This is a genomic window from Methylobacillus methanolivorans, assembly GCF_054588515.1.
On the sequence record NZ_BAAILT010000003.1, the window covers coordinates 102,418 to 125,324 of the forward strand.

General features: G+C 54.5%; 24 protein-coding genes. 5 read left to right on the plus strand and 19 right to left on the minus strand.

Going from position 1 to position 22,907, the window contains the following annotated elements:
* Nucleotide 1: 1 nt before the first annotated feature.
* From LG202_RS09360 to LG202_RS09370, 3 genes are read left to right on the plus strand one after another with little or no spacing between them, the layout of a single operon-like run.
* Nucleotides 2-1,072 carry an HlyD family secretion protein gene (locus tag LG202_RS09360; RefSeq protein ID WP_230348181.1) on the plus strand — a complete coding sequence of 357 codons (1,071 nt, stop codon included), beginning with the start codon at nt 2-4 and terminating at the stop codon, nt 1,070-1,072.
* Entirely contained in the window at nt 1,069-3,822 is a 2,754-nt protein-coding gene (rbbA, locus tag LG202_RS09365) for a ribosome-associated ATPase/putative transporter RbbA (RefSeq protein WP_230348182.1), read from the plus strand. Before LG202_RS09360 ends, rbbA begins: the two co-directional genes overlap by 4 nt.
* Before the next feature lie 48 nt (nt 3,823-3,870).
* Complete coding sequence (locus tag LG202_RS09370) at nt 3,871-4,995, plus strand: ABC transporter permease (RefSeq protein ID WP_230348183.1); 1,125 nt, start codon at nt 3,871-3,873, stop codon at nt 4,993-4,995.
* Nucleotides 4,996-5,131: 136 nt separating this feature from the next.
* Here the strand turns inward: LG202_RS09370 and rlmF are convergent, their stop codons facing one another.
* The 4 genes from rlmF to LG202_RS09390 form a co-directional block, all read right to left on the minus strand.
* A complete protein-coding gene (rlmF, locus tag LG202_RS09375; RefSeq protein WP_230348184.1) occupies nt 5,132-6,109 on the minus strand; it encodes a 23S rRNA (adenine(1618)-N(6))-methyltransferase RlmF in 978 nt (325 codons plus the stop codon).
* Between the two features lie 9 nt (nt 6,110-6,118).
* Nucleotides 6,119-6,424 (minus strand): putative quinol monooxygenase, encoded by a 306-nt coding sequence (locus LG202_RS09380; RefSeq protein WP_230348185.1) that lies wholly within the window; start codon nt 6,422-6,424, stop codon nt 6,119-6,121.
* 21 nt (nt 6,425-6,445) lie between these two features.
* A complete protein-coding gene (locus LG202_RS09385) occupies nt 6,446-6,811 on the minus strand; it encodes a VOC family protein (protein WP_230348186.1) in 366 nt (121 codons plus the stop codon).
* A 129-nt stretch (nt 6,812-6,940) separates the two neighbouring features.
* The gene (locus tag LG202_RS09390; protein WP_230348187.1) at nt 6,941-7,957 is read right to left on the minus strand and encodes an alpha/beta hydrolase; all 1,017 of its coding nucleotides are present in this window, start codon (nt 7,955-7,957) and stop codon (nt 6,941-6,943) included.
* A 95-nt stretch (nt 7,958-8,052) separates the two neighbouring features.
* On the opposite strand from LG202_RS09390, the gene LG202_RS09395 reads away from it, so the two are divergent.
* Nucleotides 8,053-8,544: an aminoacyl-tRNA deacylase gene (locus LG202_RS09395; RefSeq protein WP_230348188.1), complete on the plus strand. Its 492-nt coding sequence runs from the start codon at nt 8,053-8,055 to the stop codon at nt 8,542-8,544.
* Between the two features lie 40 nt (nt 8,545-8,584).
* Here LG202_RS09395 and LG202_RS09400 read toward each other — a convergent pair whose 3' ends face one another.
* The 15 genes from LG202_RS09400 to LG202_RS09470 all read right to left on the minus strand — a co-directional run bounded on the left by LG202_RS09400 (nt 8,585) and on the right by LG202_RS09470 (nt 21,567).
* The gene (locus LG202_RS09400; protein WP_230348189.1) at nt 8,585-9,121 is read right to left on the minus strand and encodes a YaeQ family protein; all 537 of its coding nucleotides are present in this window, start codon (nt 9,119-9,121) and stop codon (nt 8,585-8,587) included.
* 120 nt (nt 9,122-9,241) lie between these two features.
* Entirely contained in the window at nt 9,242-11,281 is a 2,040-nt protein-coding gene (locus LG202_RS09405; protein ID WP_230348190.1) for a M3 family metallopeptidase, read from the minus strand.
* Between the two features lie 9 nt (nt 11,282-11,290).
* Nucleotides 11,291-11,632, minus strand: a complete 342-nt coding sequence (locus tag LG202_RS09410) for a DUF4870 domain-containing protein (protein WP_230348191.1) — start codon at nt 11,630-11,632, stop codon at nt 11,291-11,293.
* 46 nt (nt 11,633-11,678) lie between these two features.
* The gene (gene ptsP, locus LG202_RS09415; RefSeq protein WP_230348192.1) at nt 11,679-13,418 is read right to left on the minus strand and encodes a phosphoenolpyruvate--protein phosphotransferase; all 1,740 of its coding nucleotides are present in this window, start codon (nt 13,416-13,418) and stop codon (nt 11,679-11,681) included.
* Nucleotides 13,419-13,460: 42 nt separating this feature from the next.
* On the minus strand, nt 13,461-13,730 hold the full coding sequence (locus tag LG202_RS09420) for an HPr family phosphocarrier protein (RefSeq protein WP_230348193.1): 270 nt from the start codon (nt 13,728-13,730) through the stop codon (nt 13,461-13,463).
* On the minus strand, nt 13,723-14,133 hold the full coding sequence (locus LG202_RS09425; RefSeq protein ID WP_230348194.1) for a PTS sugar transporter subunit IIA: 411 nt from the start codon (nt 14,131-14,133) through the stop codon (nt 13,723-13,725). The genes LG202_RS09420 and LG202_RS09425 overlap by 8 nt, the downstream gene beginning before the upstream one ends.
* A gap of 51 nt (nt 14,134-14,184) precedes the next feature.
* A complete protein-coding gene (gene rapZ, locus LG202_RS09430) occupies nt 14,185-15,027 on the minus strand; it encodes an RNase adapter RapZ (RefSeq protein WP_230348195.1) in 843 nt (280 codons plus the stop codon).
* Between the two features lie 3 nt (nt 15,028-15,030).
* Nucleotides 15,031-15,990, minus strand: coding sequence for an HPr(Ser) kinase/phosphatase (hprK, locus tag LG202_RS09435; protein WP_230348196.1), 960 nt, complete (start codon nt 15,988-15,990; stop codon nt 15,031-15,033).
* A 108-nt stretch (nt 15,991-16,098) separates the two neighbouring features.
* Nucleotides 16,099-16,428, minus strand: a complete 330-nt coding sequence (gene hpf / locus LG202_RS09440; RefSeq protein WP_230348197.1) for a ribosome hibernation-promoting factor, HPF/YfiA family — start codon at nt 16,426-16,428, stop codon at nt 16,099-16,101.
* A 30-nt stretch (nt 16,429-16,458) separates the two neighbouring features.
* Nucleotides 16,459-17,925 (minus strand): RNA polymerase factor sigma-54, encoded by a 1,467-nt coding sequence (locus LG202_RS09445; protein WP_230348198.1) that lies wholly within the window; start codon nt 17,923-17,925, stop codon nt 16,459-16,461.
* 19 nt (nt 17,926-17,944) lie between these two features.
* Nucleotides 17,945-18,667: an LPS export ABC transporter ATP-binding protein gene (gene lptB, locus LG202_RS09450; protein ID WP_230348199.1), complete on the minus strand. Its 723-nt coding sequence runs from the start codon at nt 18,665-18,667 to the stop codon at nt 17,945-17,947.
* Nucleotides 18,668-18,752: 85 nt separating this feature from the next.
* On the minus strand, nt 18,753-19,292 hold the full coding sequence (lptA, locus tag LG202_RS09455; RefSeq protein WP_400881621.1) for a lipopolysaccharide transport periplasmic protein LptA: 540 nt from the start codon (nt 19,290-19,292) through the stop codon (nt 18,753-18,755).
* 25 nt (nt 19,293-19,317) lie between these two features.
* A complete protein-coding gene (gene lptC / locus LG202_RS09460; protein ID WP_230348200.1) occupies nt 19,318-20,031 on the minus strand; it encodes an LPS export ABC transporter periplasmic protein LptC in 714 nt (237 codons plus the stop codon).
* A gap of 9 nt (nt 20,032-20,040) precedes the next feature.
* Entirely contained in the window at nt 20,041-20,565 is a 525-nt protein-coding gene (locus LG202_RS09465; RefSeq protein WP_230348201.1) for a KdsC family phosphatase, read from the minus strand.
* A gap of 3 nt (nt 20,566-20,568) precedes the next feature.
* A complete protein-coding gene (locus LG202_RS09470; protein WP_230348202.1) occupies nt 20,569-21,567 on the minus strand; it encodes a KpsF/GutQ family sugar-phosphate isomerase in 999 nt (332 codons plus the stop codon).
* Nucleotides 21,568-21,695: 128 nt separating this feature from the next.
* On the opposite strand from LG202_RS09470, the gene LG202_RS09475 reads away from it, so the two are divergent.
* Complete coding sequence (locus LG202_RS09475; protein ID WP_230348203.1) at nt 21,696-22,781, plus strand: NAD(P)/FAD-dependent oxidoreductase; 1,086 nt, start codon at nt 21,696-21,698, stop codon at nt 22,779-22,781.
* The last annotated feature ends 126 nt before the right edge of the window (nt 22,782-22,907 follow it).

The following is a 22,907-nucleotide window of genomic DNA, read 5'->3' on the forward strand; positions in this document are numbered from 1 at the left end:
TATGAACCCAAAAATCAAGAAATTCGCCCCGCTAGTGATCATTGCCGCCCTGGCCGCCGCCGGCTTTTATGCCTGGCAGGCCATGAGCAGCAATGACCATCTCGAAGGTTTTGCCAGTGGCAATGGACGGATAGAAGCCATCGAAATTGACGTTGCCACAAAATTAGCAGGCCGTATTGATGACATTCTGGTCAATGAAGGAGACTTTGTGCAAGCAGGACAACCGCTTGCCAAAATGCAGGTGCAAGTGCTGGATGCACAACGCGATGAAGCCCGCGCACAACACCAGCAAGCACTTAACAGCGTGGTGGCTGCCCAAGCACAGGTCGCCCTGCGCGAAAGCGACAAGCGTGCGACGCAGGCACTAGTGGCACAGCGCGAAAGCGAGCTAGATGCCGCTCAACGCCGCTTGGCACGCTCTGAGACACTCTCGGCAGAAGGTGCTTCATCCATCCAGGAGCTGGATGACGACCGTGCGCGAGTACGCAGCGCACAGGCCGCTGTCGAGGCGGCTAAGGCACAAGTGACTGCGGCTCAAGCCGCGATTGATGCAGCCAAGGCACAGGTGATCGGTACTAATTCCACCGTGGCTGCTGCGCAGGCCACCATCGCCCGCATAGAGGCCGACATCACGGACAGCCAACTCATTGCGCCACGCGATGGACGCGTGCAATATCGCGTGGCACAGCCAGGTGAAGTACTTGCCGGTGGTGGCAAGGTGCTCAATCTGGTTGACCTCTCGGATGTCTACATGACCTTCTTCCTGCCCGAAGCCGCTGCAGGCAAGCTGGCCATGGGTGCCGAGGCACGTATTATCCTCGATGCCGCGCCGCAATATGTCATCCCAGCCACGATCTCGTTTGTAGCCAGCACTGCCCAATTCACGCCCAAAACTGTAGAAACCGAGAGCGAGCGGCAAAAGCTGATGTTCCGCGTCAAGGCACAGATTGACCGTGAGTTACTGCAAAAACACCTGAAACAAGTCAAGACAGGCCTACCCGGCGTAGCCTGGGTCAAGGTGGATAACCAGGCGCAATGGCCTGCTGAACTGGCGGTGAAAGTACCAGAGTGAGCAACACCCAGCCGCAATCAGCAACTGTCGTCCAATTGCAGGAAGTCAGCCTGCACTATGGCAAGATCTCAGCACTTGATGGTATCAGCCTGAACATTCCTGCCGGATGCATGGTGGGCATGATAGGCCCCGATGGTGTAGGTAAATCCAGCCTGTTATCGCTGGTAGCGGGTGCCAGGGCAGTACAGGCAGGTAGGGTAAAGGTGCTGGGCGGGGATATGTCCAGCAAACAGCATCGCGATCATGTGTGTCCGCGTATTGCCTATATGCCACAAGGCCTGGGCAAGAACCTGTACCCAACATTGTCAGTGGAAGAAAACCTGCAATTTTTTGGTCGCCTGTTCGGACACGATGCCAAGGAGCGCAGGCGGCGCATTGATGACCTGACGCGCAGCACCGGTTTGCAGAAATTCCTCGACCGTCCGGCGGGCAAACTTTCCGGCGGCATGAAGCAAAAGCTCGGATTGTGCTGCGCGCTGATTCACGACCCGGATCTGTTGATCCTCGACGAGCCTACCACTGGCGTCGATCCGCTCGCCCGCGCCCAGTTCTGGGACCTGATCGAGCGCATCCGTCAGGAAAGAAGCAGCATGAGCGTCATCGTTGCCACGGCTTATATGGACGAGGCGCAACGCTTTGACTGGTTGGTAGCGATGGATGACGGTCAGGTATTGGCGACAGGCACACCACTGGAACTGCTAGAACGTACGGGCAGCACTTCGCTGGAAACCGCATTTATCGCCCTGCTGCCTGAAGAAAAGAAACAAGGTCACCAACAAGTCACGATCCCACCATTGCCAGAGGGTGATGGCAGCGACGCGGACATTGCTATCGAAGCCAAAGACCTCACCATGCGCTTTGGCGATTTCGTCGCCGTCGACCATGTCAGCTTCCGCATCCGCCGCGGCGAGATTTTCGGCTTCCTTGGCTCTAACGGCTGCGGCAAATCCACCACCATGAAAATGCTCACCGGCCTGCTACCGGCCAGCGAAGGGCAAGCATGGCTATTCGGGCATAAGATCGACCCCAGGGATATCGACACCCGCCGCCGGGTCGGCTACATGTCGCAGGCGTTTTCGCTCTACACCGAGTTGACTGTCCGACAGAATCTGGTGCTGCATGCCCGACTGTTCCATGTACCCGAGATAGATATTCCCGCACGCGTGGATGAAATGGTGCAACGATTCGCGCTGGAAGAAGCGCTCGATAGCCTGCCAGATGGCTTGCCGCTTGGCATCCGCCAGCGATTGTCATTGGCAGTGGCCATGGTGCACAAACCGGAGTTGCTGATTCTGGATGAGCCGACTTCCGGCGTTGACCCAGTCGCCCGCGATAATTTCTGGCGACTCTTGATCGAGCTGTCGCGCCGTGACCGGGTCACTATCTTCATTTCCACCCATTTCATGAACGAGGCCGAACGTTGCGACCGCATGTCGCTGATGCATGCGGGCAAGGTACTGGTCAGCGACACACCCGCCAACATCGTCGCACAGCGCAATGCTGATACGCTGGAGCAGGCATTCATCGACTATCTGGTGGAAGCCGGTGGTGGCACCGACAAGGCCCAACCAGTCGAACATGCAACGCCTAATATCGAACACACCGCACAGCATGTTCCACATCGTTTTTTTAGCCTGAACCGTATGTTCAGCTACCTCTGGCGCGAAATGCTGGAACTGCAGCGCGACCCAGTACGCGGTGGCCTCGCCCTGGCAGGCTCGATGCTGCTCATGTTTGTCATGGGCTTTGGCATCAGCATGGATGTCGAAGACCTGACCTATGCCGTGCTGGATCGTGACCAGACGACGCTGAGCCAGAACTACGCGCTCAACCTTTCCGGCTCGCGTTATTTCATCGAACAGCCGCCTATCAGCGACTATCAAGAGATGGACAAACGCATGCGTAGTGGCGAACTTTCCCTTGCCATCGAGATACCCCCGGGATTTGCCCGCGATGTGCAGCGCGGACAGCGTGCCGAGATTGGTGCCTGGGTGAATGGCGCAATGCCCCAGCGCGCTGAGACAGTACAAGGTTATGTGCAGGGCATGCACCAGCAATGGCTGCAACAACAAGCGCAGGAACGCCTGGGTGTCACGCTCGCTAGCGCAGCCAGAATAGAGACACGCTACCGCTACAACCCCGACGTACGCAGCCTGCCCGCCATGGTGCCTGCGGTCATTCCACTATTACTGCTCATGCTGCCAGCCATGCTGGCAGCATTGTCCGTGGTGCGAGAGAAAGAACTAGGCTCCATCATCAACCTTTACGTGACGCCGGTCACCCGCACCGAGTTCTTGCTCGGCAAGCAATTGCCTTATGTCGCGCTCGCCATGCTGAATTTCCTGCTGATGGCATTGCTGGCCGTGACGGTATTCGATGTGCCAATCAAGGGTAGCTTCGCCACGCTGACGCTGGCAGCTTTTATCTATTGCATTGTCGCCACCGGCATTGGCCTGCTCGCATCCACGTTTACCCGGAGCCAGATTGCTGCACTGTTTTTTACGATGATCGTTTCCATCGTCCCTTCAGTACAGTTTGCCGGCATGCTCAACCCGGTATCTTCCCTGGAAGGCGCAGGCCGGATTGTGGGCGAGATTTACCCCACAACCTATATGCTGATCATCACCCGCGGCGTTTTCAGCAAGGCACTGGATTTCTCTGACCTGCATGCTTCATTCTGGCCGATGCTGGCGGCCATTCCCGTCATCCTGGTGATGTCCATCCTGCTGTTAAGAAAGCAGGATAAATGACATGAGCACACCCCTGATGACCAGACAACCTATTGCGAGGATTGTCCTATGCGCCACCTAGCCAACATCTACCGGCTTGGCGTCAAGGAACTCTGGAGCCTGATTCGTGACCCGATCATGCTGGTATTGATCGGTTACACCTTCACCATCATGATCTACAGCTCAGCCACGGCAATACCAGAAACCCTGCACAAAGCGCCGATTGCCATCGTCGACGAAGATGCTTCACCCTTGTCCGCACGTATTGTTTCTGCATTCTATCCGCCGCATTTTTCCACGCCGCCGCTGATCACGCAGAGCCAGATCGACCCAGGCATGGATGCAGGCGACTACACGTTTGCCCTGCATATCCCGCCCAATTTCCAGCGCGACGTGCTGGCGGGTAAATCGCCCGCGTTGCAACTTAATGTGGATGCCACGCGCATGTCGCAGGCTTTTTCCGGCAATCGCTATATTCAGGAGATCGTGCTGACCGAAGTGAATGAATTCGTGCAGCGCTACCGCAGCACAGCGACCCTCCCGGTAGAGCTGTCACTGCGCATGCGCTTCAACCCCAGCCTGATCCAGGCGTGGTTTGGCGCCATGAACGAAATCATCAACAACATCACCATGCTCTCTATCATCCTCACCGGCGCAGCGCTGATCCGTGAGCGCGAGCATGGCACCATTGAGCACTTGCTGGTCATGCCTGTCACGCCAACCGAGATCATGCTGGCCAAGGTTTGGTCTATGGCACTGGTGGTCTTGGTCGCCTCGACATGCTCTTTGCTCTTCGTAGTGCAAGGTTTGCTACACGTCCCTATCCATGGCTCGATAGCACTGTTCTTGCTGGGTGCCACCCTGCACCTGTTCGCCACCACATCAATGGGCATCTTCATGGCGACATTGGCGCGCAACATGCCGCAGTTTGGCATGCTGATGATCCTGACCCTGCTGCCATTGCAGATGCTTTCCGGTGGCCTCACGCCGCGCGAAAGCATGCCAGAGTTTGTGCAGAACATCATGCTGCTAGCACCCACCACGCATTTCGTGGAGCTGGGGCAGGCGATATTGTTCCGTGGTGCGGGTATTGATGTAGTGTGGAGCTCATTCCTGGCACTGTTGTTGATTGGCACCGTGCTGTTTATCGTCTCGCTGACGCGTTTCCGCAATACCATCAGCCGTATGGCTTAGAACGACGAACAAAACTCTCTTGGCGTTGTTGCCCTGCCTTGTCGCACTCTCATTTGTACTGCCTGCGGCAGAGCGGCTAGCTAGGAGCGCTTTGCTGAGTTTTGTTAGCTATTCTAGTAAATCATGGTGACACCGTTTACCAGCGCTCGCGGCCCCATGCACGCTGGGCTGCCTGATCAAGAAAGGTCCAGGCGACAAAGCGGCTTTTCTTTTGTCCCTGTGCCATCTCCACCGTCTTGACCTTCACTGCGCCCACGGCTCTCAATGCACGGTAAACCGCAGGCAATGTGGTGGCCTTGGATACCAAGGTAGTAAACCACAGGCATTGCCCGGCAATCGTGGCGCTCTCGCTCACCATGCAGCTGATAAAAGCCTCTTCACCGCCATCACAGTAAAGCTCGGCCGCCTGTCCGCCAAAGTTGAGCTTGGGCGCGGATGAGTTGGATATTTTGCGGGCTGGCTTGCACCGGTTACGTTCCAGGTTCTGCCATTTGCGTTGCGTTCCCGCTGTGGCCTCTGCCTGTGAGGCATGAAATGGCGGATTGCACATGGTGAGGTCAAAATGCTCTCCCGGTTGTACCACCCCGGTAAATATCTTCTGTGCATTACGCTGAGAACGTAGGGCGATCACCCGGTCCAACCCGGCATTGGCCGCGATAATACGCTCTGCGTTCTTCAAGGCTGCGGTATTAATGTCAGCACCGACAAAAGACCAACCGTATTCACGCTGGCCGATGATGGGGTACACAAGATTGGCGCCAACCCCAATATCCAGCACACGCACACTTTCGCCACGAGGGATTTTGCCACCATTGCCTGCAGCCAGCAGGTCGGCAAGGTAATGTACATAATCAGCCCTACCCGGAATCGGCGGGCAGAGAAATTGCGGCGGAATATCCCATTCTGCAATCCCATAGTATTGCTTAAGCAGCGCCTGATTCAGTGTTTTGACTGCTCTCGCATCGGCAAAATCAATGCTGGCATCCTGATATTCATTCAGCCTGACAAAAGCTGCCAGCACGGGATGTGCCTCTATCAGCAAGGCAAAATCATAGCGCTGGCGATGCTGATTACGCGGATGCAACCCAGACTTGATCACGGTGTTATCTGTCATAGATGGCGACTAAGGCTGCATGCCTTGATCTACAAATGCATCCATCAGTAAGAATGTCGCTTCTTGACGTTGATATTGCGCAATAGCTGGCACCAAACGCTGGAAATGTTCTGTCTGGCAATGTGTATCCAAAGCTGCTTTATCTGGCCACTCTTCCACAAACACAAAGTGTCCTGGATCTTTCTGATTGGTAAACAAGGCATAGGAAATACATAGGGGCTCCTGCCGGGTTTTCTCAATTAACTCTTTATACAAGGGGCGCACTTGGTCAATGTATTCAGGCTTGATGAAATCCTGGGCGATAACTTTCAACATGGATAATCCTTGGCAGTAACGTTAGTGATGCCGAAAAGCACGGCTCGAAATGCTGATGGCATTTTGGTCTGGGTCTTTCGCGTTAGCAAAAGAATAGCCATTTGCCTGGTGCAAGGGCCCAAACTCCAGCCCATTTTCTCCTGCCTGCCGGATAAATGCCGTGATGTCCTCGACATGAAATGACAATTTGACGCCAACCTGCCCCAACTTCACGGACTTGGCGGCCTGATGCACCAGAATACCTGCACCACCAGCCGGAGCAAACAGTTCAATCAAGCCCTCATGAGCCTCACCTGTAGTAGTAAAACCAAAATGACGACAATAGAAATCAGCGGTGGCTTGCATATTGCGAGCGTAGAGAATAATCGTGCCAAGCGGGTAATGCATGTAAAACTACTCCTGGAAAATAACGGACACCTATTGCTAGACAAGCAGTTTGATACAGTTTTGGAAATATTCTTGGTTTTGCCATCTCGCCATCACAGTGATCACACCGCAATAGCCTGCTCTTGAACACTACTGATTGCCAAGCCTACCGGACTGGATCACAAAACGCGCTACCAAGTTGACCAGCTCTGGCATCACCGGCAACTCTGGCTGATTATAGGTGTTCCAATTTTGTGCGCGATCCGGTACCGAAAGCTTGAGGATATGGTTCATCCCCTCCATCATGATCACCGTTGCCTCTGGGTTAGCAATCTCTAGCAACGCAGCATCTTCTGCGCTCACCTGGAGATCATTGGTCCCCTGTAATACCAGCACCGGAACCTTCAGCTTAGCAATTTCGTTGGCTGGGTCATACTTAAACCACGATAGCAGGTAAGGCTGCACACTCGGGCGGAACAAGGCAACTATGGCCGGATTGACAGTAGCTACCCGCCTGCCTTGTCGCAACTGCTTGAGCACAGGGAATGCCAAGGTTTGTATCTCGACAGGCTGCTCAGCCAGTTGCCTTTCCAGCACATCACTGGCAGCACGGCCCGGGCTGCCGATCAGCACCACCTGTGCCACGCGACTACGCTGCGCTGCCAGCATCCCCAGTAATGCTCCCTCGCTATGGCCAAGCAGCGTCATCTTGCCAAAGCGCTTATCCCTGCCCAACCATGTGATCCAGTCCCGCACATCAGTCACATAATGCTCAAAGCGCAGATCTTCTTCCTTGGTGGCAGCACTGATGCTCTGTCCCACACCGCGCTTGTCGTAACGCAAGCTGGCAATGCCGTACTGCGCCAGGCCCTGCGCCAATAACAACAAGGCGTTGTGATGCAGGCCAGGCTGGTTGCCATTCCGGTCTGTCGGGCCGGAGCCAGCCACCAATAACACTACCGGCATGCTAGGCTTGGCTTCGGGTACCAAGAGGGTGCCTTCTAGCGTACCGCTCGCGGTGTCCAGCCGCACGACAGACTCTTCTATCGCAGCATAGGCTTTCACCTGCGCGTAGAGCATCAGGCAAATGGCAATCAGGTATGGGCGTATGCTGGCCAACATGGTGAGATTTTCAGAGTTGAGATGACAAGATTTCATTCTGATCATACCGTAATTCCATAGCGCCACTGCATTAACCAAACCCCATCAATCTGCAAAATTAAGGTAAATTCCCAGCATCACATCATGCAATCAGGAACATCATGATCTCACTCACCTCTCCCGTCACCGAGTTGCTAAAGACAAAGGCTATTCCCTACAGCGTCATCGCCATTCCCTTGAGTGAAGACAAGAAACCCGTGCGCAACCTGGAAGAATTATTGGAAAGTGAAGGGCTGGACCCAAAATCCGTGGTGCGCAGCGTCCTGTTCCGTACGGGGTCTGAACAGTTCATTCTGCTGGCTGTCGCAGGCGGTGGGCGTGCCGATTGGGCCACCCTGCGCAGCCATCTCAACGAACGCAAGCTGCGTATGGCGGAATATGATGAGGTACCAGAAGCAACTGGCTATGTCGTCGGTGCCGTACCACCGATTGCCCTGCCACTAGGCCTCAAGGTGATGGTGGATAACAGTGTGAAAGACTATGAGACTGTCGTAATCGGCAGCGGGGTACTGGGTTATGCCTTGGCATTGAAAGGCGCAGACCTGATAAACATGCTGAGAGATGCAGAACAAGGCAGCTTTGCCAAAGCATAAGCCACTGCCAGCAAGATCACGTTATTGCATTAAGGCGGGATTATTGCCACTTTTCACATTGCACTTCGACACTACGTTCACCATCGCTTAGCCATATCTGGCCATCTTGTATAGTGCATTGCAGGCTCATCGTGCGTTGCGCCATCTCTGCCAGCGCCTTGGTCTGCTCTTGCGGCAGGTTGAATACGCTTACCTGCTTCAGCTTCGCCAACGCGCTCCTGTTCTGTTCAAACCACATCTCTGCCGTGCGGCCACCATAAGCATACAACAGCACCTCATCTGCGCGGCCACACGCTTTGCGGATCAATCGCTCATCGGGCAACCCCACGTCAATCCACTGCTCTATCCTGCCGGTGAGATCTTTGCGCCAGATATCCGCCTCATCACCATCCGTCATGCCCTGACCAAAAGCCAATAGCTCATGTGCATTCAGAGCAAACGCCAGCAAGCGCACCATCATGCGCTCATCCGTCTCGGAAGGATGCCGCGCCAAGGTCAACGCATGATCGTTGTAATAATGCCGCTCCATATCCGCAATCTGCAGATTAGCCTTGAATACAGTGGATTTGAGCGCCATGACATGCCTAGTGAAATCGATGAAGGGGAAGAGCTTAACCTATGTGCGCAGAAAACTGCTACTGAAACTCTTACATCACATACGGCGCAATCACCAGCAGATATTGCGCCGTATCTCACCTTAAGCCGTCATGCCGTTATGCCTAAGCAAGGCATCGATACTGGGCTCCCTGCCCCTAAACGCAATGAATGATTCCAGCGCTGGTCGTGAACCACCTTGGGCCAATATTTCGTTCCAGAAACGCTTGCCAGCCTCTGCGGATAACACACCGTTTTCCTCGAACATACTATATGCATCAGCAGAAAGGACTTCTGCCCATTTGTAGCTGTAATAGCCAGCGGCATAACCTCCAGCAAAAATATGTGAGAAATTGTTGGGGAAGCGGTTCCACTTGGGTGGACGCACGACGGCGACTTCGTCGCGGATGGCTTCGATCAAGGTCAGTGCTGTCGTGGTGTCGTACTCGCTGAAATCGGCATGCAAACGCATGTCGAACAGGGAGAACTCGATCTGGCGCACGGTCTGCATACCAGCCTGGAAGTTCTTGGCAGCGACCATTTTGTCAAACAAGGCTTTAGGCAAATGCTCGCCTGTGTCGACATGTTTGGTCATGTGACGCAGCACATCCCACTCCCAGCAGAAGTTCTCCATGAATTGGCTGGGCAACTCAACAGCATCCCACTCCACGCCCTTGATACCGGAGACGCCATAATCCTCAACCTGGGTCAGCATATGATGCAGGCCATGACCAAATTCATGGAACATGGTGATGACTTCATCATGCGTGAATAACGCAGGCTTGCCTCCCACGGGTGCAGAGAAATTGCAGGTCAGGTAGGCCACGGGAATCTCGATGCCGTGTGACTTCCTGCGTCGGGTGATCGCTTCATCCATCCAAGCACCGCCGCGCTTGTTGTTGCGGGCATAGAGATCAAGGTAGAACTGGCCGATTGGTTCGCCGGCCGGGGTAGTGATTTCGTAGAAGCTGACATCCTTGTGCCAGACTGGTGCTTCCTGCTTGCGTACTTGCAGGCCGAAGATGGTCTCGGTGACCTTGAACAAGCCTTGCAGCACTTGCTGTTCAGGGAAATATTGCTTCACTTCTTGATCGGAGAAGGCGTATTTATCTTCACGCAGCTTCTCGGAGGCATAGGCAATATCCCAGGCTTGCAGGTCGGTAAGGCCGAGTTTATCGGCAGCATATTGCTTGAGCTCTTGCACGTCACGCTCGGCGAAAGGCTTGGCGCGCTGTGCAAGGTTGTTGAGGAACTCTTCTACCTGGGCAGGCGTTTCTGCCATCTTGGTTGCCAGTGATGTCTCTGCGTAGTTGTTGTAACCGAGTACAACCGCAGCCTCGTGGCGCAAGGTAAGAATCTTGCGGATCAAATCAGTGTTGTCCCACTCTGGCTTGCCAAACTCGGACGCGCGGGTGGCATAGGCGCGATAGAGCGTTTCGCGCAGCGCGCGATTGTCGGCATATTGCACGACAGGCATGTAGGAAGGGAATTGCAGGGTGAATTTCCAGCCGGGCTTTTCATCGGCCTGGGCAGCTTCTGCCGCTGCTTGCAAGGCATCTTCCGGGATACCCTTGAGCTGGGTTTCATCCTCAATGAACAAGGCGTAATCGTTGGTGGTATCGAGCAGGTTTTCCTCGAACTTGGCGGCCAGGGTGGAAAGCTCTTCCTGGATGGCCTTGAAACGGGCTTTCTTGTCTTCCGGCAATTCGGCGCCACCGAGACGGAAGTCGCGCAGCTCGTTATCGACGATCTTGCGCTGTGCGGTATTGAGCTGCTCATAAGCAGCGCTAGCCTTGATGGCACGGAACTTGGCATAGAGCCGCTCGTCCTGCGACAGGTCGGCGTAGAAGGCGGTGAGCTTGGGCAGATTGTCGTTGTAGGCTTCGCGCAGTTCGGGGCTGTTGACCACGGCATTGAGGTGGCCGACTTGCGACCAGGCACGGGAGATCTGCTCCTCGAAATCTTCCAGCGGCCGCACGAAGTTGTCCCATGTGGGTGGCGTGCTATCTGCCACCAGCGTTTCGACCAGGGCCTTGCCCTGTTGCAGCAAGTGATCCACCGCAGGGGTGACGTGTTCAGCCTTGACCTGGTCGAACTGTGGCAGGCCGGAGAAATCCAGCAATGGGTTATTGGCAATACTCACTTGGCATCCTTAACTAATCAATCGCAATGTAAACGGGTAACGGTATTCCTGGCCCTGGCTGGCAGCAATCGCGGCCAGCACGCAGAGGATGAGGTTGGCAATCCAGAGGATGCCAGCCAGCACGAAACCGACGAGGATTACCATCAATATGGAGCTGATGGCATAACCTATCAAGAGGGTGATCTGGAAATTCAGCGCCTCGCGCGCCTGTTCGGCGATAAAGGGGCTGCTATCCTTTTTCAGCAACCAGACGATAAGCGCAGGAAACACGCTGAATACCGTGCCGCCGAGATGGGTGACGACGGCGATATTCTTTTCGTCGGCACTGGGCACTGGAATCAAGTTGGTCATGGTGCATTCCCTTCAACAATAAATGACCGAAACAGCAATAGATGAACTATTGATTGAGTTTTTCCAGCAAAGGTTCGATCTTGTCGATATCGTAGGCATTCATGATCTTGCGCGTCAGCGGGATAATGGCCTCCAGCTCGGTTTGCAGCACCTGGCGCTTGATGGTGAGCACATGAGAGGGATGCATGGAAAACTGGCGCAAACCCATGCTGAGCAGCAAGCGGGTGAAATGCAGGTCACCGGCCATCTCGCCGCAGACGGAAACCGGCTTGCCCAGCTTGTTACCTGCCTTGATCGTCATCTCGATCAGCTTGAGCACGGCAGGATGCGCGGGCTTGTAAAGATGGGAGACTGAGTCATCGGTACGGTCGATGGCCAATGAATACTGGATCAGGTCATTGGTGCCGATGGAGAGGAAATCCAGCTCGCGCGCGAATGCCTCGGCATTAATGGCCGCGGCGGGAATCTCTATCATGCCGCCCAGCTTGATCTCTTCATCGAAGGGGATGTTTTCCGCCCGCAGGCTCTCCTTGGCGCGTTCCAAGTGAGTCACGGTCTGGCGCAACTCGAACAGGGAAGAGAGCATGGGGATCAATATCTTGATCTTGCCATAATGTGAGGCACGCAAAATGGCCCGCAACTGGGTATGGAAAATCTGCGGTTCGGACAGGCACAGGCGAATCGCGCGCAAGCCTAGGGCCGGGTTGGTGCAGCTACGTGCAGCATCCGGGTTCATCTGCTTGTCGGCACCCAGGTCCAGCGTGCGTATCGTCACCGCCATGCCCTTCATGGTTTCCGCCACGGTACGATAGGCTGCAAACTGCTCCTCCTCGTCCGGCATCTCGCGCCGGTTCATGAACAGGAACTCGGTGCGGTACAGGCCTATGCCGCTCGCGCCCACCGCCTTGGCCTTGGCCACGTCGGCGGGCACCTCGATATTGGCATGCAGCTCAACCTCAACACCATCCAGCGTCACGGCCTTGGTCAGCTTGAGGCGCTTGAGCTTTTGCTGCTCCAGCTCCCATTCTTCCTGCCGCAGGCGATATTCCGCCAGGGTATCCTTGTCCGGGTTGACGATGACGATGCCATGGTTGCCATCGACGATAATCAACTCGCCATCGCGGATCAGATCGCGGGCGCGATGCAACGCCACAATCGAAGGAATGCTGAGGCTACGTGCCAGGATGGCGGTATGCGAGGTGGCACCGCCAACATCGGTGATGAAGGCGGCAAAATGGTGATGCTTGAACTGGATGGCATCGGCAGGAGATACGTCGTAGGCGACGAGGATCTGCGCACTTTCATCGGGCCGCACCGCCTCGCTGGGATGGCCGAGCAATACCTTGATGATGCGCTCCACCACCTGCACCACATCCTGCTTGCGCTCGCGCAGGTATTCATCCTCGATCAGTTCGAACTGCGCCACCAGCTCCTGCATCTGCTGCTTCAAGGCCCATTCCGCATTGCACAGCTCCTGCTCGATGATGGCCTTGGGCTCTTCCGACAGGTGCTTGTCGGAGAGAATCATCAAATGCGTGTTGATAAAGGCATCCAGCTCGGCCGGGGCATTGGCGGGCAATTGCTCACGCACAGCCTGTAGGTCTTGCCTGACGCGCTCCAGCGCTTTCTCGAAGCGGATAATCTCGGCCACCAGGGCCTTTTTCGGGATCTGGTAATGCACCACTTCCACGAGGGCGTTGGTGACCAGGTGGGCGTTGCCGATGGCGATGCCGCCGGACACACCAACACCGTGCATGGAGAAACTGACCTTGTTACTCTGGGCCATAATCGGGTTATTCCTGAGGGGAGAGGAAAAACATGATGGATATTATTCTGGTTCGCCAAAACGGTCATTGATGAGCTTGACCAGCGCATCCATGGCGGCCTGTTCGTCGCTGCCGTTAGTTTCCAGCGTCACCTTGCTGCCCTTGCTGGCCGCCAGCATCATCACGCCCATGATGCTCTTGGCATTGACCCGGCGGCCATTGCGCTCTATCCAGATTTCACTGGCATGCTGGCTGGCGGTCTGCGTCAGCTTGGTCGATGCACGGGCATGCAAACCCAGTTTGTTGATGATTTCTATTTCTTGTTTAATCATGATGCTGACATGCGTCCTTGGAAAAATGTACGACCCCGTCACGTCCACCGCTGATGGACTTATCAACCAGGGTCATGATGTTGTTGCCCTGCCGGTAGGTGAGCGCACGCACCAGCATGGGCAGGTTAACCCCGGCTACGCCTTCGACATGGCCGGGAATCAACAGATTGGTCACCAGGTTGCAAGGCGTGGCACCGTAGATATCAGAAAGTATCAGCACCCCCTGCCCTTCGTCCAGCTCCCTGATCATCTGTTGCGCCTGTGGCAACAAGCCGCCTGGATCATCATGAGTGCCCACACCAAGTTGCCGCAATAATGGCGGGCGCGAGCCCATGACATGGCTTGCACAGTGAATCAGGCTTTCACCCAGCGTACCGTGGGCGATGATGAGTATTCCTATCATGCTCTTGCTTCCTGTTGTGGCAATGTGGCTACCTGCATGTTGCAGACCACGCTAATGCTGCTCCAATGACCGGTGCCTCACCAGCACACGATGTTGCTGATGGCGAAAATAACGTGCCAATCGCTCTGCTAGGTAGACCGACCGGTGCTGACCTCCAGTGCAACCAATCGCTACTGTCAGGTAGCTGCGGTTATCAGCAATAAAGCCAGGCAACCAACGCTCAATGAAATGGCGAATATCGTGATACATATCGTGCACGCTCTCGTGCTGCTCAAGAAAATCGCACACTGGCTTATCCTGCCCGGTTTGCGGCCTGAGCTCGACATCGTAATAAGGATTGGGCAAGCAACGTACGTCAAAGACATAATCCGCATCTAGCGGAATGCCATGCTTGAAGCCAAAAGAAGAGAACAGCAAGATCAACTCGCCATTTTTCTGGGTAACAAATTCCTTGACCCAATGGCGTAAGGCATTGGCGCTAAGGTTGCTGGTATCGATACGCAACCCCATGTCAACCAAAGGCTCCAACAGATGGCGCTCGTAGCTGATGCTTTCAGCCAAGGTGCTGGTGTCGTTGCTCAACGGGTGGCGGCGGCGCGTCTCGCTGTAGCGCTTGACCAGTGTCTCGACATTGGCCTCAAGGAACAATACCTGCACATCGATGCCTTCGCTCTTGAGCTTGCGAATATTGCCAGGCAAGGCCTCCAGTGAGGCACTACGGGTATCAATGCTGATCGCCACTCGCTCATGCTGCACCTGGCTCAAGTGCTCAGAGGTTTGTGGCAACAAGGTGGCAGGCAGGTTATCGATGCAATAATAGCCGCTGTCTTCCAGCAACTTGAGTACGATGCTCTTGCCTGAGCCTGAGAGACCGGTAACGATAACGAGCTGCATGGATTAATCCGCCTGGTGTTTGAGCTTTCTTGCCGTGCGCGCCATTTCACGATGCTGGCGCTGCATGAACTGCTTGGTGCCGTTGATGCCACGCAGCAAGAGCATATGATTACGCACGGCCACCTCGACCAATACCGCAATATTGCGCCCGGCAGCCACCGGGATCACCACCTTGGGGACTTTCACATCGAGGATTTGCTCATGTTGGGATTTAATCTTGAGCCGATCTAGCGGCACCATGGTATCGGCCATTTCCAGTTGCACGATGAGATCCAAGGGCTTGGTTGGCTTGACAGCGTTATCGCCAAACAAGGCACGGATATTCAGTACGCCCAGCCCACGCACTTCGAGAAAATCCTGCAGTAACGGCGGGCAACGCCCTTCGAGCCGGTCAGGCGCAATACGATAAAAATCGACAATATCATCGGCAACCAGCCGATGGCCGCGTGAAATCAACTCCAGCGCCAATTCGCTTTTACCAATGGCTGGCGTGCCCTTGATCATCAAGCCAAAGCCCTGCACCTCCATAAAAACACCATGCTGGCTTTCCGATGCAGCAACCGCTTGCGCAAGGTAGTGGCTCAACACATCCATCAGGCCAGGGCTACGCAACGGGGAGGTAAACAAGGGCGTGCTAAATTCATCCGAGGCTGCCACCAATTCATCCGGAGCCTCTTCGCCATTGGCGACAATAATCGCGGCCAGGTCAGCAGAAAACAGATTCTTGATCGCCTGGAGCAATTCGCGCGTCTTGAGACTGCGCAAATAATCCATTTCGGCACATCCCAGCACTTGTACACGGTTGGGATGCACAAAATTCAGGTGTCCAACCAAGGCCAGTGATGGCTTGGTCACCGTTTCACTCGTGAGGGGGTTATCACCGCCAGCTAACCCTGATACCCATTTCAGCTTGAGTTTGCGGCGCGTATCCTTGTAGAGCTGGGTAACACTGATTTCAGCCATGTGTGCTTAATACCTTGGAGGAAAACAAGGGAGGAAACTGGCTGCCAGAGTACCAAATCCATGCATGAATCATTGATCTGGCACTCTTTTGCAGCATTTCAATGGGAGTTATTCAACTGCCTGCTGGTGCTTGAGGCCTCCAGATGCCTGATTATGGTTGCTGACTTTTTCCTTGTGCTTCACTACCTGGCGATCCAGCTTGTCAGCCAACGAGTCAATCGCGCTATACATGCTTTCTGCCCCGCATTCAGCGTGCAGGTCGTTGCCCGGCACATGCAAGGTGGCTTCCGCCTTCTGCACCAGCTTCTCCACGCTCAGCGTCACCTTGAGGTCGATCACATGATCAAAGTGATTGCTGAGTCGGGCCAGCTTGGACTGCACATATTCGCGCAGAGCTGGTGTAACGTCGAGATGATGTCCGGTCAGATGCAAATTCATAACGCTCTCCTTACTTGAAAAACGCGCAAATCAAAGCGACTTGCGCTGGTTGGCCGCGGGTATCTGTAGAGACTCGCGGTATTTCGCTATGGTTCTTCTTGCAACAACTATGCCTTGTTTGCCAAGGATGTCGGTAATCTGGTTATCAGACAGTGGTTTTTTCGGGTTTTCCTCGCTCACCATCTGCTTGATCAACGCACGAATCGCCGTGGCAGAGCACGCCCCGCCCGATTCTGTCGCCACATGGCTGCCGAAGAAATACTTCAATTCGTAGACACCACGTGGTGTGAGCATGTACTTGCGCGTTGTCACGCGTGAAACAGTGGACTCATGCAAACCAAGTTCGTCGGCAATCTCGCGCAGCACCAATGGGCGCATCGCTACTTCACCGTGCTCGAAAAAGTTGCGTTGCCTATCTACAATCGCCTGCGACACGCGCAAGATGGTGGAGAAGCGCTGCTGGATGTTCTTGATCATCCACTTTGCCTCTTGCATCTGGCTCATGAGATATTGACTCGAACTATCGCGGTTGCGTTTCAGGATACCGGCATACAGCTGATTGATACGCAACTTAGGCACGACCTCATCATTGAGGCTGGCAATCCAGATGCCCTTGATCTTCTTCACCACGATCTCATGCTGGATGTAATGATCCGAGGTGATATGGCTGAACTCTCCGCCTGGACGAGGATTAAGCTGGGTCACCAGTTGCTGCACGGTTTTCAGCACATCGTCATCGCAATGCAACAGCTTACGCAAGCGTGTGTAGTCGCGGCTCGCGAGCAAGGGCAAATGTTGCTCGGCAACCTTGATGGCCAGATCAACATAAGGCGTATCTTCTGGCAGCGCACGCAGTTGCAGCGCAAGGCACTCTGCCAAGTTACGTGCACCGATACCGGGCGGATCAAGGTTCTGGATATGCTTGAGCGCTGTTTCCAGCTCCAGCTGGTCTATTTCCAGCTCTTCCGGCATCAGTTCTGCCAGCTCTTCCAGGGATTGCTCAAGGTAACCATCATCATTGATGGCATCCACCAGCACCATTGCCAGCGTTTGGTCACGCTCAGACAACGGCAGTAGCTTGATCTGACTTAACAGGTGCTCGCGCAGGGTGAGATTGACTGCCTCCTGGAAGCTGAAGTCATTGTCATCATCATTGTTGGAACCGCCCTCTTCCCAGCGGTTGCTGCCCTGGAAAGATTCAAAATAATCATCGCCACCACCAAATTCATCAACACGTGGCACATCTTCGCTCGCAGGCGCAGGTGTATCGCTAGCTGGCGTAGCTACCGCGACATCCGGTGTGGGGCTATAACTTTCCGACATTTCAGCCGCACCATCAGGGCCATCAACACGCTCCAGTAATGGGTTGGCCTGCAACAGCGACTCCAACTCCTGGTTAAGCTCCTGCGAAGACAGTTGCAACAGCTTGATCGACTGCTGCAACTGCGGCGTCAATGCCAGGTTCTGGGAAAATTTTAGCTGTAGACTTTGTTTCATCTCTCTAATTCTGCTTTGACTACAGGCGGAAATCCTTGCCCAAGTAAACTTCTCTGACACTTTCGTTATGGATGATCTCGCCGGGTTTGCCTGATGCAAAGACACGGCCTTCATTCACGATGTAAGCCCGATCACAGATACCCAATGTTTCACGCACATTATGGTCAGTGATCAACACGCCGATGTTACGCTCAGTCAGAAAACGTACGATCTTCTGAATATCCAACACCGCAATTGGGTCAATCCCGGCAAAAGGCTCATCCAGCAAGATAAAGCTGGGGTTGGTGGCCAAGCATCGGGCAATTTCCACGCGGCGACGCTCGCCGCCGGACAGGCTCACCGCCATGCTGTTGCGTATATGGGTGATATGGAGCTCTTGCAGCAGAGATTCAAGCTGCTCCTTTTGCTGCTCAGCCGTCATGTCCTGCAACTCAAGGATCGCCTGGATATTTTCCGTCACCGTCATCTTGCGGAAGATTGACGGTTCCTGAGGAAGATAGGCCAATCCCATGCGTGCACGCTGATGGATAGGCATGCGGCTCAAATCCTTGCCGTCGAGCAAAATGCGTCCGCCATCCAGAGGGACCAAGCCCACCATCATGTAGAAACTGGTGGTTTTACCCGCGCCGTTTGGCCCCAGCAAGCCCACCACTTCACCACTATTGAGTTGCAGCGAAATATCCTGCACCACCGTGCGGGACTTATATTTCTTGCGCAAACCTTCTACGATTAATTCACTCATTTATGCAATATCTATCGATGCCATCTCTAATCAAACACAGTACCCTGGCCCCTTTATCACCAGACCACTGCGCTTATCATCAGTTTCAGGGAGTCTCTGTGGCTGGCTTCTTCTTGGGCTGAATAATGGCGCGCACACGTCCTGTAGGCGTTGCAGGTGTCGCCGCCTGGGAGCCACCGCTGATCACCTCGGCATATTCAGCATTGGCGTCATACATGATGTAGTCGCCGTGCACGATATCCTCGCCGCGCTTGACCCATGCCTTAGTGAATAACTGCACCTTGTCCATGCGTCCATCATACTCTATCCGCTGACCACTGCCTTCCATGTATTCGTTCTTGCCGTCACGCTTCTGCTTGAAAGTGGTTGGGTTGCCATAAGAGGTGCTGTGTTGAAAGCCTTCCTTATCTTCACGCACAACCAGCTTGTCGCCACGGATCACCAATGTACCCTGGGTCAGGATCACATTGCCGGTATAGGTACTGGTCTTCTTTGCATCATTCACCTGTACCGAATCAGCCTCCAACTCGATCGGCTTATCCCGGTCTGCCTTTTCGGCATAGGCAGTCGCTGACAACATGCCGATCAATAGGGCAGGCAATAAGGAACAACGCAAGTTGCGCATAGGGTCTCCGCTGAAGAATATCGTTCTATTTGGTTTTAGTTGGCTGCTTGGCATTTTTACTATTCCCGGCTGGGGTAGATTTGCTGGACTTGCTGGCCGCTGGCTTGGCGGCAACCTGCCTAGGCTTACTGGCAGCCTTGGGCTTACTTGCCTGCGGCTTGGCCGCAGGGCGCTCATAATGGCTACGCACTCGCTTATTGAGCTGGATGGTTTGATTCTTCTTGTCGTAATACATCCCCACCGCGTGCACGACGCTCTTTGGCCCCTGGGTAATGACCACTGGCTGGTCAGTAGATGCGATTTCCTTATCCGGCTCCACGCGCAGGTATTGCGTTGTCAACGTCATCTCTGGACGGTCAGCAAAGGCGGGCCTGACCACGCGCACATCATCGCGGAACTCGACCACATCGCCCTTGCTGGACACATGGCCTCGCTTGCCCTCAATCGTCGTCGTCGGCTTGCCAACGCCAAACTGGGTAAAATGTGGATTGGTCAGCTCGGTACTGTCATCATCTGGGTAATGCCGCATTTCAGATGCCTTGAGGATATGGCTAATCGCTCCCGTCGCATCGGTCTTGGTGGTGACAAAATTATTGAGGATGTAATCCGGGTCATGACGTGTACTGCCATCCACGCGCGGCTCCGGCGGCTGCACCGTGCGGTCAATCCACAGCGTGATCAAGGCCAACAGGCCCAGCACGGCTAGTGGAAACAGGATGGTGTTGGTACGTCCTTGCATATCGCTTGATTATTTCAAATAAGGCGCCATTTGGGCATCAAACGTGCCTTGCGCCTTCATCAGCATCTCACAGACCTCACGCACCGCACCAAACCCTGCCTGGCGCTCGGTCGTGTAGTGGGCATATTCCTTCACCAGCGGCATGGCATGCGGCACGGTGATCGCCAGGCCAGCACGTCGCATGGGCGGGATATCGATGACGTCATCGCCCATGAACAGGCATTCCTCGGCAGAAACCCCCTGCTTTTCCAGCAAGTCGTTGAACGCCTCAAGCTTGTCATCAATGCCCTGGTAGATAATGCTGACGCCAGTGTTCTCGGCACGCTTGACCACGACATTGGACTTGCGCCCTGTGATGTACGCCATGCGGATGCCAGTGTTCTTGAGCATCTTCATGCCCAGGCCATCCTGTGAATGGAACACTTTGTATTCCAGGCCATCATCACCCAGCATTAAGCCACCATTGGTCAAAATACCATCCACATCGAACACTGCTACCTTGATGCGCTTTGCGCGCTCTTCTACTGAAACCACGTTCTATACCACCTTTGCCATCAAGAGGTCGTGCATATTGAGTGCGCCGACCAGGTTACCTTGCTGATCAACGACCAGCAGGCTGCTAATTGAATATTGCTCCATTAATGCCACGGCATCGACTGCCAATTGTTCGGGCGCAATCGTCTGCGGGTCAGCATGCATCACATCACCCATGCTAGTGCCGTGAATATCAATCCCGGCCTCAAAAGCACGGCGCAAATCACCATCCGTGAAAATCCCGACAGGCTTACCTGCCTCATTGAGCACGGCCGTCATGCCCAAGCCCTTGCGCGACATTTCCAGCAAGCCATCTTTGAGACTGCTGGCGCGAGGTATTCCAGGCACATCATCGCCACTACGCATCACGTCTTGCACATGCAGCAACAAGCGTCGACCAATGGAGCCACCAGGGTGCGCCAGCGCAAAATCCTCGCGAGAGAATCCGCGTTGATCAAGCAAGGTCACCGCCAAGGCATCACCCAAGGCCAGCGCAGCTGTGGTACTGGCCGTAGGTGCCAAGCCTAGCGGGCACGCCTCTTGGGTCACGTGAGCATCAAGGAAAACAGCGGCTGCCTTGGATAGGGTCGAATGACGATTCCCTGAAATACTGATAATAGGCGTGCCAATACGTTTCAAGGGCGGCAGTAGCGCCAGCAACTCATCCGCCTCGCCCGAGTTGGACAAGGCAATCACCACGTCATCCTGCGTGATCATGCCCAAGTCACCATGGCTGGCCTCGGCAGGATGCATAAAAAAAGCGGGGGTACCAGTGCTCGCAAGCGTCGCGGCGATCTTGTTACCGATATGACCGGACTTGCCGATGCCGGTCACGACAACTCGGCCCCGGCATTGTAAAATAAGCTCGACTGCGTTGACGAAGCTCTCATCCAGGCGCTCGGCCAATGCCTGGACCTCTCGCGCCTCGATGGACAATACCTCGCGCGCCAGTTGCAGTGGTGCAGTTGCGCTATTGCTTGTCTTTAACTTGGAAATTCCCATATGTGCCAAGTATAAAAGGGAATGTTCCCTGAATAAAGGATATGCCGGCAAAGTCGGCATAATTTTTGCGTGATTAATTTATTTAAGCTTGACCGCCGCCCTTATCCCAACTCCCGGAAATACTACGCATGAGCCAGCACGTACTGATTGCAGGCGGAGGCATTGTTGGTTGCTTAACCGCGATGGAGTTGGTTGCCAGAGGCTGTAAAGTTACCATTGTCGAGCGCAACAAGATTGCCAGCCAAACATCAGGAGAATCTTCCTGGGCCGGCACAGGCATCATGTTTCCGCTATTGCCGTGGATGTATTCAGATCATGTCAATACGCTCACGCATTACGGCGCTTCACGCTATGCCGATATTTGCTCGCGCCTGCTCAAGGAAACCGGCATCGATCCGCAGATGCTGAATTCTGGCTTTCTGTTATTGCCCCCATTTGACCATGAGGCCGCACTGGCTTGGTGTAAGCGTTACCAAGTCAAGGTCGAAGAAGCTAGCGTCGCAGCCTTCGGCATCACATCACCAAGTGGCGACCACGCTCTGTGGCTACCCGAAATCAACCAGGTTCGCCCACCCTGCCTCATGCACGCCTTACGCACATGGCTAGAAAACCATCATGTCAGGTTGCTTGAACACACTGAGCTCAAGCCACTACCCCAAGACACTACTCGTCTGAAATCATGGCAGACCACAACCGGCGAATGGCTGGAAGCCGACCATTTCATCGTGACTTCTGGCGCATGGAGCTTTGAGCTACTAAAAGAAGTAGCAAGCAAACTGCAAATCAAGCCCATGCGTGGGCAAATCCTGTTGTACAAACCTGAGCACAACCCCAGCACTGTGGTCTTCCGTGAAGATTTCTATTTAGTGCCGCGCCAGGATGGCTATCTGCTGGCTGGTAGCACCCTGGAAGACGTCGGCTTTGATGCATCCACCACTGATAGCGTACGCGATGAAATACGTGCCAAGGCAGAAGCCCTGTTGCCCGAACTACAACACCAGCCCATCATCAAGCACTGGAGCGGATTACGCCCCGGCACCCCTGAAAACCTGCCTGTCATCGGCCCGCATCCTGCAGTAGAAAACCTTTACCTCAATACCGGGCATTTTCGCTACGGACTCACGATGGGACCAGGTAGTGCCAGCCTAGTAGCAGCCTTGGTGTGTGGTGAAAAACCCTGGACTGATCCCACTCCTTTCTCCCTGCCACAATAAGCTAGCAAAACGAAGTTTCTCATGATCAGCCACACCCTGATCATGACTGATTTCGAGAATGATTCGCGCTACCTCAGCATTTTTTTTCTTATGGCAAAATGCTTCTTAACCTTTATCAACCCAACA